Origin of the sequence: Pseudomonas sp. W5-36 (genome assembly GCF_046540455.1) — a bacterium.
Taxonomy (GTDB): Bacteria; Pseudomonadota; Gammaproteobacteria; order Pseudomonadales; family Pseudomonadaceae; genus Aquipseudomonas; species Aquipseudomonas graminis_B.
The window spans coordinates 16,825-31,476 of sequence record NZ_JAXCIQ010000024.1; the positions used below are offsets into that span (position 1 = coordinate 16,825).

Genomic DNA, 14,652 nt, shown 5'->3' on the forward strand with positions numbered 1-14,652 from the left:
TTGTACTGTGCTGGCGGCCGTCCCTGACGGTTGCCAGCCCGGTTAGTCCCTGAGGAATGAGCCATGTTTTACGTTCAGCGCGATGCCGATGGCACGCTAATTCGCGTGGAAGCGACGGCCTTTGCCGAAGCGAGCGAGCAACTTCCCCCCGATGACCATCAGGTGCAAGCCTGGTTTGCCAACGAAGTGGTCGAGAAGAGCCTGATCCAGCTCAAGTCCAGCGACATGGACATGATCCGGGTACTGGACGACCTGATTCAGGTCCTGACCAGCAAAGGCATCCTCAACATCACCGACCTCCCCGCCGCCGCACAGGCGAAATTGATGGATCGAACCCAGGCCCGGGAAACACTGGGCGGCCTGAGTGACTTGATTAATGACGATGAACAACGGCTGATCTGAAGCCTCTCTTTTCCGCACGCGCTGTTTTGTAACGGCGCGCTATCGCACGGCAATCGATGCACTTGTGGGAGTGAGCTTGCTCACGAAGACGGCATTTTAGGCGCTGGAGATGTGGCGGATGTGCCTACGTCTTCGCGAGCAAGCTCGCTCCCACAGGACCTGCGTCGGCAGAGACCTCTTCGGCCTTGTTGTGGGATAAGAGCCCACCGTTCTGACACTCCGCTTTCGCACGGCAAACGATGCTCGTGTGGGAGTGGCCGGGGTGTTGCTCCTCCTTGCACACGAAGCCTCCAGCCCTGGCGGTAGGCGTGGACTGATCAGTACTGCTTGCGCCGGACCTTGATGTCGCCCTGCTGGTATTGCTGATACCCGGTGTAGGGCAGCAGCACGGTATCGGCGACCGCAGAAAGGGCCATGTCCAGTGCAATAGTGGGCGCAGACCAGTGTGGGCCGGAAACTGGCGGGGCGTTCAAGGTGCAGAACTGGTAAACCGCAACGCTGTAGGCACGGGGTATGGATTGGCAATTGGAGCTGTGGCGCGCCAATGTATCCGCGGCCCCTTTTTCGTCATTGAGGGTCTTGATGGTGCCGCAACCTGAAAGGGTTGCCACGATTAATGCTGCAGTCCATAGCTTCATACGAGCGCTTCCAATTGATTGATTGATTCGAAAAGATCAGGCGTGCGTCGGCCAGCTTTATTGCGTCTCACCGGCAGACACATTCTTCAGCCCATCACTTCCATGGCGCAGGATCCCCAAACAGCCGGCCCTGCACCCCTTCGATGCCCATTTCCAGAATCACCCGGTGTTCGCCCTCGGTCTCAACCCGCTCGGCAATCAGCGGCAGATCGATGCTGTGGGCCGCGCGCTGGACCGCTTCGATAAACAACCGTTTGTGGCTTTCCTGGTCGATGGTGCGGATGTAGCTGCCGTCGATCTTCAAATACGCCAGCCCCAGATGCGCCAGGTTGCCGATCATGCTGAAACGTCCACCGAACCGCTGCAGCGCCAGGGAGTAGCCGGCTTCTTGCAAACGTCGGGTCAACTTCTCCAACACCGCTTGCTCGGGCACCTGCTCCTCGCCGATCTCGAAGGTCAGGCGCGCGCCGAGTTTCGGGTGATGGCGCAGGGCGTTGAACACTTCATTCAGCGCCGCAGCATCGTTGAGCGTGGCCGCCGACAGGTTCAGCGCCAGGCGCTCATTGTGTGTGCCCAGATGGGTCAGCACTTGCTGCAACATCAGCAGATCCAGCCGGCTCGACCAGCCAAAGCGTTCCAGCCACGGCAGAAAGCGCCCCGCCGGAATCGTCTCGCCGTCAGCATCGACCAAGCGCGACAGCACCTTGTAATGCATCACGTTCGAGCCATCGCCCGACGCCACCACCGGCTGAAAGAACAGCTGAAAACGCCCTTGCTCCAGCGCATGATCCAGGGTCCTGTGCCACGCGTGCTGATCTTCACCCAGATCGCCAATCGCGCCACGCTCGATGCAATACCACGATTGCTCGCCGCCGCTTTCGGCCTGGGACAACGCCTGATCGGCCAGCGCCAGCAAGGTCAACGAGGCATCGCCCGGGCTGTACGGCGCCAGCCCCATGTGCGCGACGGGCGAGACATCGGAGGCGCCCGTCGCTTCAAGGCTCTGCAGCGCCGCGTCGAGATTCTGCACCAGTTGCACGGCTTCATCGTGAACCATGCCCGGCGCCAGCACGGCGAACTCGCCGCCACGGCTGCGGCTGATGAGATTGCGGGTTTCAGGGTACTTTTCGCAGTGACGGACCAACTGCTCAGCCACCGCCACCAGCAAGGCATCGGTGCGCTTGCCACCCAGACGCTGGTTCAAGCCAGCCAGGTCGTTGACGCGCAACATCATCAAATACCCCGCGCGGCCGTCTTCCAGATGGCTGACGTGGGCGTTGAGTTGCATATCGAAATAACGGCGATTGGACAGCCCGGTCAGGCTGTCCTGATACGACTCAATGCGCAGCTTCTCGCTGCGCTCGGTGCTTTCCTGAAACAGCGCCTTGAGCTTCTCGACCATCTGGTTCATCGCCTGCACCACCCGGCGCAGCTCCGGCGTGCGCGGCAGTTCGGGCAGAACGAGAAACTCGCGACGGCCAATCGCCTGGGACTGCGCCACCATATAATCCAGCGGCTTGAGCTGCCGGCGCAACAGCATCGCGCCCAGAATGGCACTGACCACGCCGCACACCAGCAACCAGCCGAGGCTGCCCAGCGCGCTCTGCCACAACTTGGCCAGCGCGAACATCGGGTGGCTGACCACCTCGACCCGCGCCGTCTGCTGCCAGCCGCGGCTGACAATCGCCTCGCCCCCCGCCGGCTCAAGCCCGATGGCGTTGATAAACCACTGCGGCACGCCCTGATTGTCCGGCGTCGCACTGCGCTCGACGATCGCGTTGCCACTGGCCAGGTCCACCACGCGGATGCTCGCGTAATAACCGCTGTCGAAGATCGACGCCACCATCAGCTCGACCATCGCCGGGTCGTCGATATTGGACGTCAGCGACAGTGCCAGCGAGGTCGCGGCGTCCTGGGCGTGGGAGCGCAACTGATTGACGTACTGCGCCCGCGAGCTTTCCAGGCTGACGACAAAACTCCCCGCGAAGGCAACCACCATGAACAGACAGATCGCGATCAACAGCTGTTTGAACAGAGACATCAGTACTCCTAATTCTCGGGCTCGGTGGGGAAGCCTTCTGCAGACATTTTTTTCAGCACGTCCTGCCACCGGGACAGACGCTTGGTGTCGCTCACTTTCTTGTTGCCCTGCGCGCCCGGCAGCCACAGCCCTTCAGCGTTGAAGGCATACACCGGCAACAGGTCGGTTCGTTGGCTGGCGGGTTTGATGTCGTCGATCAGGCTGTCGAGCACCAGCGGCATGGCATTGGGGCTCGAGTAATAGGTCAGCACCATGTGCGCGCGGTTCAGGCGCAGCGCCTTGACGTACGTGATCAGCAGCTTTTCGCTGGGCACGCCGAGGCGGCGCAGGCTGAAATACTTGGCGATCGCGTAATCCTCGCAATCCCCCGCGCCCTTGATCAGCGACTCGATCGGCGTCGCCCAGTAATCGACCTCGTGCCACAGGTCGATGTCTTCGGCGTAGCGCATCTGCTTGTTGAAGAACAGGTTCACCACTTTCAGCTTGTCCAGCTCGCTGACCTGCTTCTCGGTTGCCAGCAGATTTTGCCAGGCATCAATGCGCTGCTTCCCGGCGCCCAACGGTCCGTACAGCGCCTCGGCGCGGCGGCTGATCAGGGAGAAATCCCAATCCGCGCTCAGATAGCCGACACACGCCGTGCACGTCAGTGCAAGCGCCAGAAGCATCCATAATCCAGGGCGCTTTTGAGCGGGGCGTGTCGCCAATTTGTCTTGTCCATCAGGCAATGGATAACGGAAAGCGATGGTGAGGGGTTGGGGAGGGAAACGCAATGGCGCGGTGAGATCATGCGCGGAAGGAAATGCCCGAAAACGCGACTCATGATAGGCTCGCGCCCCTTGATTTCATGACTCACCGGGTTGGTTTGGAAACGCGTATGGATATTGGTTTGAGCTGCACCGTCTGGGCAGGATGTGAACGTGCCGGTCATCTGGATGGTATCGGCGTGTACACCCGCTCCCTGTGGCAGGCGATGGAGGAGCTCAAGCAAAGCGAAGAGCCAGGCATCACCGTCAAGCCTTATGCGTTCGGCCGCAATCTGCCCACACTGGCGTGCGGCGTACCCAAGACGCTCTCAGCTGATTTCCGCATTCAAGTGCTGGCGAGCGGCTTGCTCGGCCTGCCGCTGCCCAACTCCTCCGCCATCGCTCGCGATGTCGACATCGTCCACGCCTCCGATCACCAGATCCCGAGAATCAGTGGCGTCCCCGTGATTGCCACACTCATGGACGCGATTCCGCTGATCCATCCCGAGTGGATCAGACAGAACCTCAAAACCCTCAAGGGCTGGCTGTTCGCACGAAGCGTGCACAGCGCTGACCACTTGATCACCATCTCCGAGCACAGCAAGCAGGATCTGGTCACGCACATGGGGATTGCCCCCGAGAAAATCAGCGTGACGCCGCTGGGCGTGGACCCGGTGTATTTCGAGCGCATCCCCCTCGAAACCCGCGACGCTGTGCTCGACAAGCATCAACTCAAACCCGGTTTCTTCCTGTTCATCGGCACGCTGCAGCCGCGCAAAAATTTGCCGAAGGTGCTGGAGGCGTTCAACGCGTTGCCGGAGTCGGTGCGCAAAGAGCATCCGCTGATTGTGGTAGGACGTGATGGCTGGGCCAACGAAGACCTGATTCCGCAGCTCAAGGCGCTGGAAGCAAAGGGCGAAGGGCGCTGGCTCAGTTATCTGCCGCAATCCGATGTGTTCGCACTGCTCCAGAGCGCCAGCGCGTTGGTGTTCGCGTCGTTATACGAAGGGTTTGGCTTGCCGGTCATCGAAGCATTCGCAGCCGAGTGCCCGGTCATCGCGTCGAACACCACGTCGCTGCCGGAAGTGACTGGCAATGCCGCCTGGGGCGTCGACCCGAATGACGCTGCAAGCATCGCGGCGGCCATGCTCGATGTCTTGAGTAATGAAGCGCTGCGGACCGAACGGGTTGAAATAGGGCTGGAACGCGCTCGCCAATTCACTTGGCAGGAATGCGCGCGGCAGACCCTGGCGGTGTACCGCAAAGTGTTGGCGGCAGACCCCAGGGCGTAAGTGGCTGCAGGCTACTTAGGGGTGACTTTGGTGTTACTGGGGGCTGAATTACCCAAGTCCTTCAGCGCTTCCGAATCATCCCCACCGAGCCAGACGTTCACACTGGCAACGCTCTCTTGCGACAGCTTGCCGGCCCAGCGATTGAGAATGAACAGGTTAGTGATGAAGTCGTACTGCGATTTCAGCAGGTCGCCGCGGGCTTTGAATTCGTTCTGCACGGCGGTCAGCACATCGACGGCATTAACCACCCCATAGGTGAACGCCTTCTGCGCCGCGATGCTCGACTGCTTGGCCGATGACAATGCATTCTGCCCGGCGCGAATCTTGTCCACAGCGGATTGAGCCGTCAGATACGCGTTGGTTGTTTCCTTCACCACTTGCCGGCGAACGCCCTCCAGATCCTGCTCTGCCGCATATTGCTCGTCATACAGCCCGCTTACCCGCGCGGAAGTCGAACCACCGCTGTAGATCGGCACTTTCAGGCCGATGGTTGCGACGTAGCTGTCACTGCGCGGTGTCAGCGTGTTGTCGTAACCGACGTCACTTTGCTGCGCGCCCAGATTAAAACTGAGTGACGGGTAATGCCCGCCCTTCCCTTCACGCACCGCTGCATCGGCCGCCGCCAGATTGCTTTCATACGCTTTGAGTCGCGGGTTGCTGTCGAGCGCTTGGGCAATCCAGGCGTCCAGCGGCAGCGTCGGGGCTTCAAGCGCGATGTCGTTACGGATCCGACTCAGACGATCATTGATCGACCGGCCGACGATCTCCGACAACCCTTCCCGTGACAGGCGCACCTGATTGCGGGCCTCAATTTCCTGGGCAATCAGCAAGTCGACCCGGGCTTTGAGGTCCAGCATGTCGGTGACCTTGGCCATCTGCCTGGCGTAGAGAGCGTTGACGCGATCGAGACTGCCCTGAGTCGCGCGACGCTCGGCCGAGACCAGTTCCAGCGCATCGTCGGCGGCCAGCGCAGCAAAATAACGCTTGGCCAGATCAACCGTCGCTTCCGCCTGAGAGTCCTCGGACTGCGAGCTCTTCTGCAGCGTGACGCTCTTGGCCTTCTGATACCGCTCCCACGCCTCCTTGTTGTAGATGAACTGACTCAGGTTCAGCGAATAGCTTTTATTGTCATAGATGTCCCGGGATTGATCGTCCTTGCGCAGAATCCGGTTGATATTGCTGCTGGCCGAAACCTGGGGAAGCAACCCACCAAACGCCTCACGCTCCTGCTGCTTGGCAGAGCGTGCATGGGCATAGGCCGACAAAATGCGCGGATCTTCAAGCCGCGACTCTTTGTACAGCGTCATCAGGTCCAGCGAATAGGTCGAAGCGCTGACCTGTTGCGGGACGGCGGGCTGGGCCGCATTGGCGCTCAGCGCAAACAAACCAAGAAGCAGACCGGGAAGCATACGGACCACGGTCATTCCTCGATCATCGATTTGGCGAACATGTTGCGCGCAGGCTTGAGCAGGTACTGCAGCATCGTGCGTTCGCCCGCGTTGATAAGCACTTCCGCCGGCATACCCGGTTGCAGTTTGCGGTTGCCCAATCGCTGCATGCCTTCGTCGGTGACTTTCACGCGCACCAGGTAATAGCCCTCGCCGGTTTTCTCGTCGGTAAGACGGTCCGCCGAGATTCGCGTGACCTGCCCCTGAATAACCGGCGTGGTCGCAGCGTTGAACGCGCTGAAGCGTATATCGGTGAGCTTGCCGAGGGTGATGCGGTCGATGTCGTTGGTCGACACATGGGCCTCGACCACCAGTTCGGAAGACTCCGGCACGAGGTCCAGCAGCGGCGTCCCCGCGCTGACTACCCCGCCGACGGTGTGCACTTTCATGTCCAGCACCATGCCGTCTTCCGGGGCCCGGATGACGATGCGCGACAGCCTGTCCTTGAGCGCGCTGGCTTTCTCTTGCAAATCGAAGGCCTGCGCCTGCACGTCACTCAGGTCCTTGGCCACGTCGGAGCTGAATTTCTGATTGGTCTGGACGATCTGCATCTCGGTTTCGTTGATTTGAAGACGCGTCTTGGTGATCGTCGACTGATGGTCGGCGACCTCGGACTTGAGCATGTCCAGCTTGCGTTCCTGTTCGAGCAGGCGCTGCTTGTCAACGAAGCCCTGCCGCAGCAGGTCCTTCAGCTCGGTGATTTCACCGGTGTAGGATTTTTCGAGACTGACCTTGGTCGCGATCATGTCGTTGAGGCCAATAATTTGCTGCTTCAACTGGCCAATACGCTCTTTTTGCACGGAGATTTCGCCAAGGCGAGCGTCGTGCCGCGACCGGAACACCTGGGCCTCACCGTCGATGGCTTCGCGGGCACGATCACTTTCGACACCGTCGATCTTCAGCGCCGGAATGGCCGGCTGATCGTCACGTTCGGCGCGTAGACGCGCTTCTTTGGCGCGCGCGGTGATGAGCTGGTTGCGGGTGGATTCGTACTCGGAGCTGAGCTGGCCATCGTCAAGAATGATCAACGGATCGCCCTTGTGCACCGTGTCACCGTCACGTGCGAGCAACTCTTTTACGATGCCGCCCTCAAGGTGCTGGACGGTTTTGCGGTAGCTCTGCACGGTGACGACGCCGGAACCGTAAACTGCGTTGCCCAGCGGGGCAAAAGCGGCCCAGGTGCCGAACAAGCCAAAGGTCACCAGGACAATGGTCATCCCGACCCGGCGGATGCCGCGGTCGGACGTCGGCATGTCTTCAGAATGCTCGTCGAGCACGGTTATCGCGTTACTGGTCATTCAAGAATTCCTGTCAGGCGCTGGGCTGAATGGCGCCGGTCGATGCCGGAGCAACCCGAGGCGGGTTCTGACCCTGTGCCTGGGCCTGCGCGTGGGCTTGAGCTTTGGCCTGTTGCTGAGCGAGTTCGGCGATCACTTGGTCACGGGGGCCGTACATCGTCAGGGTGCCGCTGCTCAACACCATGATCCGGTCAAGGCGTGACAAAACGTTTGGGCGGTGGGAAATGATGAACACCGTCGCGCCGGTCTCTTTCATCTTCTGCAGCGCCACACCCAGCGCACGCTCGCCAACTTCATCGAGGTTGGAGTTGGGCTCATCCAGCACGATCAGTCGCGGGCTGCCATACACCGCACGCGCCAGACCAATGCGCTGACGCTGGCCACCGGACAAGTTGACGCCCTCGCTGCCGATCACCGTGTCGTAGCCGTCGGGCAGTTGCAGGATCATTTCGTGAACGCCAGCCGTGCGTGCCGCCAGCACGACTTTCTCGGGCTCGATTTTGCCGAAGCGGGCGATGTTGTCGCTGATGCTGCCTTCGAACAGCTCGATGTCCTGAGGGAGGTAACCCAAGTGCGGACCAAGCTTTTGTTTGTCCCACGCGCTGATGTCGGCGCCATCGAGCCTGACAACGCCATGCTGCGGCGGCCAGATGCCGAGCAACGCGCGCGCCAGCGTCGACTTGCCTGCCGCGCTTGGCCCGACGATACCGACGATGCTGCCGGCCGGCGTCACGAAGCTGATGTTTTTGATCACCGCCGCTTTCGCACCCGGTGGCGCCACAAACAGGCTTTCGACCTGCAGGTGCCCTTCCGGGTCTGGCAATGACATGCGCTCGGGTTCGGCGTTGAGCTTGTCCAGGGTTTCATTCAAGCGCTGGTACTGCACGCGCGCAGAGACGAAGCCTTTCCAGCTGCCAATCATCTGATCGATCGGCGCGAGTGCACGGCCCAGCAGGATAGAGCCGGCCATCATCAAGCCAGGATTGATCTCATGGGTAATCACCAGGTAAGCGCCTGCCGCCAGCATCATCGACTGCGCCCAGGCCCGGAATGTCTTCGAGATGGAAGTGATCACGCCGCTCTTGTCACTGGCACCGGACTGCAACACCAGCACCCGCCGCTGCCGAACCGCCCAGCGGCCCATCAGCGTGTCGAGCATGCCCATCGACTCGATGACTTCAGCATTGCGCAGGCTTTTGGTGGTGTGCAGATTGGCGGTAAGGCTTTGCTTGTTGGCCTCGGCCAGGGCGCCGCCGGTGTAGCGATGATTGACGTACGCCAGCGCCACCAGCACCACCGCCGAGACAACCGTCATCCAGCCAAACCAGGGGTGAAACAGAAACATCACGGCGGTGTACACCGGAAGCCACGGCGCATCGAAGAACGCAAACAGCCCGTTACCGGTGAGAAATTGCCGCAGCGAGGTCAGGTCATTGAGGGACTGCGCCGACGCATCCATACCGCCGCTGTTCAGCGCTTTCCGAAAGCTGGCGCGGTAGACGTCACGACTGAGCAGCACATCCAGCCGGTTGCTGATGCGCACCATGATGCGCGAGCGCACCCACTCCAGCGACCCGAGCGTCAGCATCAGGATCGTGAGAATAAGGGTGAGCATGATCAGCGTGGAGGTGCTGCTGCTGGGCACCACCCGTCCCGAGACCTGAATCATGTAAAAGGTCGGAACCAGCATCAACGTATTGACGAAAAGACTGAAGAACCCGACCGAGAGGAAACTCCCGCGACAAGCCTTGAGTGCCGCTTGCAGGTTGTTTTCGTGTGAGCGATTCATAGAATCCATGGCTGAAGATAGGGGGCTGCGAAGCCGAGGAAGTGCGGCAACGGCGAAGGCCGGCAGCATAAGAGCCGTCAACCGACGTTGCGTTCCGCGTTCAGATTCATTTCCTGCTATCCCGACATTGGGCTACCGGTGTTATTCGTTGCCCGGCGCTCAATCCGACGAGCTGCTGACCCCACGATCTGACCTTATCAAGTAGTGCTGATGCCTGCTCGATATTGCAGCGATTGGTGATGGCGTGCCACTACCGTTGCTCGCCTACATTGAGCCAGGCCATTGGCTCAATAAGCGCCCCACAGCATCGCTACCTAAAATACAGACCCAAAGCGCGATGACGAGGTTGGGGACAGCAATGTCTCGGCAAGATAATCAATCATCAGCGCCATCACGATCCTTTTAACATCAGGTTCTGATGAGCAGGCAAGCAATCAATGACATCGCAAGTCCGATGAGTACTGGCTGATCGAAAATCGAGCCAAGGATCAGCACTGGAATGCCCACTAAGACGATTGGGCTACGAAGGTGATTTAGATGCTTCACAACAAAATTCCCGGTTATAGAGGCTCAGATTGGCTCACTGCGAGATAACTCAACATCGGTAGCGGTAGCGGACGTCAAGTCTGTGCTGACGATAATCCGAGCTGCAGGTAAGATACCGACCTGTCTTGGCAAATGCCTCATCAACATTCTTAACGGACGAGGCCCAGTCAGTGGTGTTGGATCAGATTGAAGAACAAGGTTCGGACGCCTCTACCACTTCTGGCGCAACGGCTCTACCGACCATTGCCATCCTTATGTGCACATTCAATGGCGGCCGGTTTTTGAGGGAGCAACTCGACTCCTTCGAAACACAGAGCCTCAGCGACTGGGTTTTATACATCTCCGATGATGGCTCGACAGACACGACCTTGCAGATCATCGACGAATATCAAAGCCGTTGGGGTGCCCGGCGCCTCATCTGTTTCGAAGGCCCTAGAGCCGGCTTCGCTCAGAATTTTCTCTCTCTGATCCGTCGGAGCGAGGTAAATGCGGATTTCTTTGCCTTCAGTGATCAAGACGACGTCTGGCTCGACGACAAGCTCAGCAGGGCCCTCTGCGCCCTTCAACATCTGCCTCCGGAGCGGCCAAACCTTTACTGTTCCAGAACCCGGTTGGTCAATGAGACTGGCAGCGTCATTGGACATTCACCTGTGTTCCACAAGCCTCCCTCTTTTTGTAACGCGTTGGTTCAGAGTATAGCCGGGGCCAACACGATGCTTATCAATGACTCTGCTCGCCGTATCTTGGAGCAAGTGCCGCCGAGCATGGGGGTGGTCGCGCACGATTGGCTCACCTACCTCTTGGTAAGCGGGTGTGGCGGACAAGTTATTTACGATCCCCAGCCAAGTCTGGACTACCGCCAGCACGGGAATAACCTGATCGGCTCTCAAACGACGTGGAGGGACCGGGTTCGACGGCTGGGCGGTTTATTGTCCGGACAACGACAGGCCTGGACTGACGCTAACCTCTATGTCCTGGAGACCATCAATGCGCCGCTGACGCTTGAATCGCGGGCGACTTTGATGCACTTCGAGCGAGGACGCAGCCTGCGCCTGCCGACCCGGCTATACGAGATAAGGAAATCAGGGGTCTACCGGCAAACCCTTGCAGGCAGCTTGAGCTTGTACCTTGCTGCATGCATGGGAAAGGTGTGACAAGTGTCGGAAATTTCCGAATTGCTACTGGCAGCTGAAATACTCTTGCAGGCGGAACGTTAAAACCTTACCTTCGCCAGCGTTTTGCCGGCACCAATAGGCCGAGAATCGCCCGGGCGGGCAGCGGTCGGACCAGAGTCGTGGTGTGATAATCTGCCGCCTGCAAGCCGCACCATCAAACGCTGCGACTTACCCAAACAGCCGATGTACAGAACAAGTGATGCGCTTCGCGGTCTGACGGCCATGCACAAAACCAGCACAGGATAGAAAGAAGTCATTTGGCAAAACGTGATCACTTGGCCAGCGCACTCCGAAGCCCGTCCTGCAGAACACCTGCAATGGCCGCTTTGTCGGATTGCATCGCAGGCTCTAGGAGTAGACGCGGTCCGGCACGGCCGCGACTTCTGATGCCTACTCACCGCGTGTGCCAAACAGCTCCTCCCTCATTGCCCGACGGCGTATCGAACAGGGATCTTCAACGGCCCGTGCTGCCTGGCGCGCGGGCCGCATTTCAAGGCAGTTTTTTATTTTCACCAGCGGAGCCGATAACCCCGGCCCTGGTCGTACATTGGAGATACAAAAGCAATGAGAGCCACCCCCCTCGCCATCCCGGACGTTGTCCTTTTCGAACCCAACGTCTTCGGTGATGAGCGCGGCTTCTTTTACGAAAGCTTCAACCAGAGGGTTTTCGAGGAGGCGGTCCGCCGTCCGGTAAATTTCGTACAGGACAACCATTCCAGATCGGTCAAGGGGGTGCTGCGTGGCCTGCATTATCAAATTCAGCAAGCTCAGGGCAAGCTCGTTCGAGTCACTCAGGGGGAGGTGTTTGATGTCGCTGTGGACCTACGCCGCAGCTCCCCCACATTCGGTAAATGGGTAGGCGTGCATTTGAGTGCGGCCAACCGTTCTCAACTCTGGATACCTGAGGGCTTCGCCCACGGTTTCGTTGTGCTTTCGGAAAGCGCAGAGTTCCTTTACAAAACCACTGACTATTGGGCGCCCGAGTACGAACGCAGCCTTGCGTGGGATGACCCTACCGTGGCTATTCAATGGCCGTACCTCGGTCAACCAACTTTATCGGCAAAAGACGCCGTCGCCGTGAATTTGCCTGAAGCTGAGGTGTTTCCATAGTGAACCCTCATCTCAGTCCTTCAGCGGGGCCTGTCAGCCTCGCGATCAGCCTTTGGAAAAACAGATCGTTGATCTCGCAGATGACAAAGCGAGAGGTTATCGGGCGTTACCGTGGTTCCGTCATGGGACTGACGTGGTCGTTTTTTAACCCAATCCTGATGCTGGCCGTCTACACGTTCGTGTTCTCGGAGATTTTCAAATCGCGATGGGTAGGGGTTGATACCGGTAAGGGTGGCTTCGCGATTCTGCTTTTTGTGGGGATGATCGTTCACGGTCTTTTTGCCGAATGCGCCAATCGCGCGCCTTCTCTCGTTATGAGCAACAGCAACTACGTCAAGAAGGTTGTATTTCCGCTGGAGATCCTGCCAGTTATCACTCTCGGCTCCGCGCTGTTCCATAGCTGCATTAGCCTGTTGGTTTTGCTGATCGCTCAACTCCTGATCGTAGGCACCCTGTCTTGGACCGCCTTACTGTTCCCTCTGATACTAGTACCTCTGATCCTTGCGACGCTGGGAATCAGTTGGCTACTGGCATCCTTAGGCGTTTACTTGAGAGACGTGGGCCATGTGATTACGGTCCTGACAACCGTCCTGCTGTTTCTTTCGCCTGTGCTTTATCCAGTGGCCGCACTCCCTGCCGCGTACCAGCCATGGCTAAAGCTCAATCCTCTGACGTACATCATTGAGGAAAGCCGGAGCGTGCTGCTCTTTGGTAACTTGCCAGACTGGGGCAGCCTAGCCATCGCAATTGCTGTCGGTGCGCTGATCGCAACTGTCGGTTTTTGGTTTTTCCAAAAAACACGCAAAGGATTCGCTGATGTCATCTGATGAATCGGTTATCAGCGTTCGGAACGTTTCCAAATGCTTTTACAGCTATGACAAACCTCACGATCGCTTGAAGCAGGCTATCGTCCCTAGATTCCAACGCTGGGCTGGCGACCAGATCACTACTTATGGCAAAGAGTTCTGGGCGCTGCGAGACGTTAGTTTTGACGTTAGAAAAGGCGAAACCGTAGGTATCGTTGGCCGCAATGGCTCGGGGAAATCCACGCTGCTGCAAATCATCTGCGGGACTCTGACGCCTACCTTGGGCGAAATCGAAACCCGGGGCCGCATCGCTGCACTTTTGGAGCTGGGTTCAGGCTTTAACCCCGAATTTACAGGCCGCGAAAATGTGTATCTGAACGCGGCCGTGCTCGGATTGACGCGTGATGAAGTGAATGAGCGCTTTGATGCCATCGCTGGTTTTGCAGATATCGGGGAATTCCTCGACCACCCTGTGAAAACCTACTCAAGCGGTATGGCGGTTCGGCTGGCATTCGCTGTTCAGGCACAGGTTGACCCTGAAATCCTGGTGGTGGACGAGGCGCTATCCGTAGGCGACGCACGGTTTCAGGCTAAATGCTTCGAACGCCTCAGACAGCTGAAAGAAAACGGCACCAGCATTCTGCTCGTTACCCACTCCAGCGAGCAGGTTGTGACGCACTGCAACCGCGCCATTCTGCTGGAAAAAAGCCGTGTTGAAATGATCGGTGAATCACGCCCGGTTGTTAACCGATACACAGATATTCTGTTCGGTCGAGAAAAACAGGGCGACACGCCAGCCGCAGGCTCGGAAGTTGAACCAGTGCCAGTGAACGCCGCCGAAATTCTGACGGATGAGCTCTCGCTGTCTCACGGCATGGACGTATATAGCACTCGACCTGGCTATAACCAACATGAGTATCGCTGGGGCGACGGTGCTGCGACTCTGACGGATTTCCACCTTAGCGCCGCCGGCAAAGCCTACCCCGCCAGCGTCGAGCCAGGCGATGACATCACGCTAACGCTGGCATTCAGCTTTAGTCAGCAGATCATTAATCCCATATTGGGTTTCACGATCAAAACAAAGGAAGGCGTCACTGTCTACGGCACTAACTCCTATCTCCTTGATTGCCAGGAAGCCCGGGAGATGGCTGAACCCGGCGCTCGCGTCCGAGCACGGTTGCGGTTCAAGAACAGGCTCGCTACCGGCGACTATTTTATCTCTATCGGTCTTGCCTCCAGAAAGGGCGAAGAAGTAATTCCTCACGACCGTCGATACGACTCCATTCACTTTGTCGTTGAGCCAACGCCCAGACTCTTGGGCCTGATCGATTTAGCTCTCACCATGGAAATCACCCGGTAAGCCC

General features: G+C 58.6%; 12 protein-coding genes. 6 read left to right on the forward strand and 6 right to left on the reverse strand.

Annotation, left to right across the window (positions count from 1 at the left end; genetic code table 11):
* Positions 1-63: 63 nt before the first annotated feature.
* Positions 64-402: a tryptophan synthase subunit beta gene (locus SLW74_RS25040; protein ID WP_065988311.1), complete on the forward strand. Its 339-nt coding sequence runs from the start codon at positions 64-66 to the stop codon at positions 400-402.
* 317 nt (positions 403-719) lie between these two features.
* On the opposite strand, the gene SLW74_RS25045 is transcribed toward SLW74_RS25040, so the two are convergent.
* The 3 genes from SLW74_RS25045 to lapG form a co-directional block, all read right to left on the reverse strand.
* Positions 720-1,040: a YceK/YidQ family lipoprotein gene (locus SLW74_RS25045; protein WP_410930439.1), complete on the reverse strand. Its 321-nt coding sequence runs from the start codon at positions 1,038-1,040 to the stop codon at positions 720-722.
* 94 nt (positions 1,041-1,134) lie between these two features.
* Positions 1,135-3,081 carry a cyclic di-GMP receptor LapD gene (lapD, locus tag SLW74_RS25050; RefSeq protein ID WP_410930440.1) on the reverse strand — a complete coding sequence of 649 codons (1,947 nt, stop codon included), beginning with the start codon at positions 3,079-3,081 and terminating at the stop codon, positions 1,135-1,137.
* A gap of 8 nt (positions 3,082-3,089) precedes the next feature.
* Complete coding sequence (gene lapG, locus SLW74_RS25055) at positions 3,090-3,785, reverse strand: cysteine protease LapG (protein WP_065988314.1); 696 nt, start codon at positions 3,783-3,785, stop codon at positions 3,090-3,092.
* Between the two features lie 170 nt (positions 3,786-3,955).
* Here lapG and SLW74_RS25060 point away from each other — a divergent pair, with 170 nt between their 5' ends.
* Positions 3,956-5,116: a glycosyltransferase family 4 protein gene (locus SLW74_RS25060; RefSeq protein WP_410930441.1), complete on the forward strand. Its 1,161-nt coding sequence runs from the start codon at positions 3,956-3,958 to the stop codon at positions 5,114-5,116.
* A gap of 11 nt (positions 5,117-5,127) precedes the next feature.
* On the opposite strand, the gene SLW74_RS25065 is transcribed toward SLW74_RS25060, so the two are convergent.
* Genes SLW74_RS25065 through SLW74_RS25075 form a run of 3 tightly spaced genes read right to left on the reverse strand, consistent with a single transcriptional unit; the run spans position 5,128 to position 9,651 of the window.
* A complete protein-coding gene (locus tag SLW74_RS25065; RefSeq protein ID WP_410930442.1) occupies positions 5,128-6,540 on the reverse strand; it encodes a TolC family outer membrane protein in 1,413 nt (470 codons plus the stop codon).
* Positions 6,537-7,862: an HlyD family type I secretion periplasmic adaptor subunit gene (locus tag SLW74_RS25070; protein WP_410930443.1), complete on the reverse strand. Its 1,326-nt coding sequence runs from the start codon at positions 7,860-7,862 to the stop codon at positions 6,537-6,539. Before SLW74_RS25070 ends, SLW74_RS25065 begins: the two co-directional genes overlap by 4 nt.
* Before the next feature lie 13 nt (positions 7,863-7,875).
* On the reverse strand, positions 7,876-9,651 hold the full coding sequence (locus tag SLW74_RS25075) for a type I secretion system permease/ATPase (RefSeq protein ID WP_410930444.1): 1,776 nt from the start codon (positions 9,649-9,651) through the stop codon (positions 7,876-7,878).
* 671 nt (positions 9,652-10,322) lie between these two features.
* On the opposite strand from SLW74_RS25075, the gene SLW74_RS25080 reads away from it, so the two are divergent.
* The 4 genes from SLW74_RS25080 (at position 10,323) to SLW74_RS25095 (ending at position 14,648) form a co-directional block, all read left to right on the forward strand.
* On the forward strand, positions 10,323-11,351 hold the full coding sequence (locus tag SLW74_RS25080; RefSeq protein WP_410930445.1) for a glycosyltransferase family 2 protein: 1,029 nt from the start codon (positions 10,323-10,325) through the stop codon (positions 11,349-11,351).
* Between the two features lie 585 nt (positions 11,352-11,936).
* On the forward strand, positions 11,937-12,482 hold the full coding sequence (gene rfbC, locus SLW74_RS25085; RefSeq protein ID WP_410930446.1) for a dTDP-4-dehydrorhamnose 3,5-epimerase: 546 nt from the start codon (positions 11,937-11,939) through the stop codon (positions 12,480-12,482).
* Entirely contained in the window at positions 12,482-13,309 is an 828-nt protein-coding gene (locus SLW74_RS25090) for an ABC transporter permease (protein ID WP_133751979.1), read from the forward strand. Before rfbC ends, SLW74_RS25090 begins: the two co-directional genes overlap by 1 nt.
* The gene (locus SLW74_RS25095) at positions 13,299-14,648 is read left to right on the forward strand and encodes an ABC transporter ATP-binding protein (protein WP_410930447.1); all 1,350 of its coding nucleotides are present in this window, start codon (positions 13,299-13,301) and stop codon (positions 14,646-14,648) included. Before SLW74_RS25090 ends, SLW74_RS25095 begins: the two co-directional genes overlap by 11 nt.
* Positions 14,649-14,652: the final 4 nt, after the last annotated feature.

What these genes read in the sequence shown, in the direction of transcription:
- lapD (WP_410930440.1), bottom strand. Translation starts at nt 3,081, where the DNA reads ATGTCTCTGTTCAAACAGCTGTTGATCGCGATCTGTCTGTTCATGGTG.
- SLW74_RS25040 (WP_065988311.1), top strand. Translation starts at nt 64, where the DNA reads ATGTTTTACGTTCAGCGCGATGCCGATGGCACGCTAATTCGCGTGGAA.
- rfbC (WP_410930446.1), top strand. Translation starts at nt 11,937, where the DNA reads ATGAGAGCCACCCCCCTCGCCATCCCGGACGTTGTCCTTTTCGAACCC.
- SLW74_RS25065 (WP_410930442.1), bottom strand. Translation starts at nt 6,540, where the DNA reads ATGACCGTGGTCCGTATGCTTCCCGGTCTGCTTCTTGGTTTGTTTGCG.
- SLW74_RS25095 (WP_410930447.1), top strand. Translation starts at nt 13,299, where the DNA reads ATGTCATCTGATGAATCGGTTATCAGCGTTCGGAACGTTTCCAAATGC.
- SLW74_RS25075 (WP_410930444.1), bottom strand. Translation starts at nt 9,651, where the DNA reads ATGAATCGCTCACACGAAAACAACCTGCAAGCGGCACTCAAGGCTTGT.
- SLW74_RS25060 (WP_410930441.1), top strand. Translation starts at nt 3,956, where the DNA reads ATGGATATTGGTTTGAGCTGCACCGTCTGGGCAGGATGTGAACGTGCC.
- SLW74_RS25045 (WP_410930439.1), bottom strand. Translation starts at nt 1,040, where the DNA reads ATGAAGCTATGGACTGCAGCATTAATCGTGGCAACCCTTTCAGGTTGC.
- SLW74_RS25070 (WP_410930443.1), bottom strand. Translation starts at nt 7,862, where the DNA reads ATGACCAGTAACGCGATAACCGTGCTCGACGAGCATTCTGAAGACATG.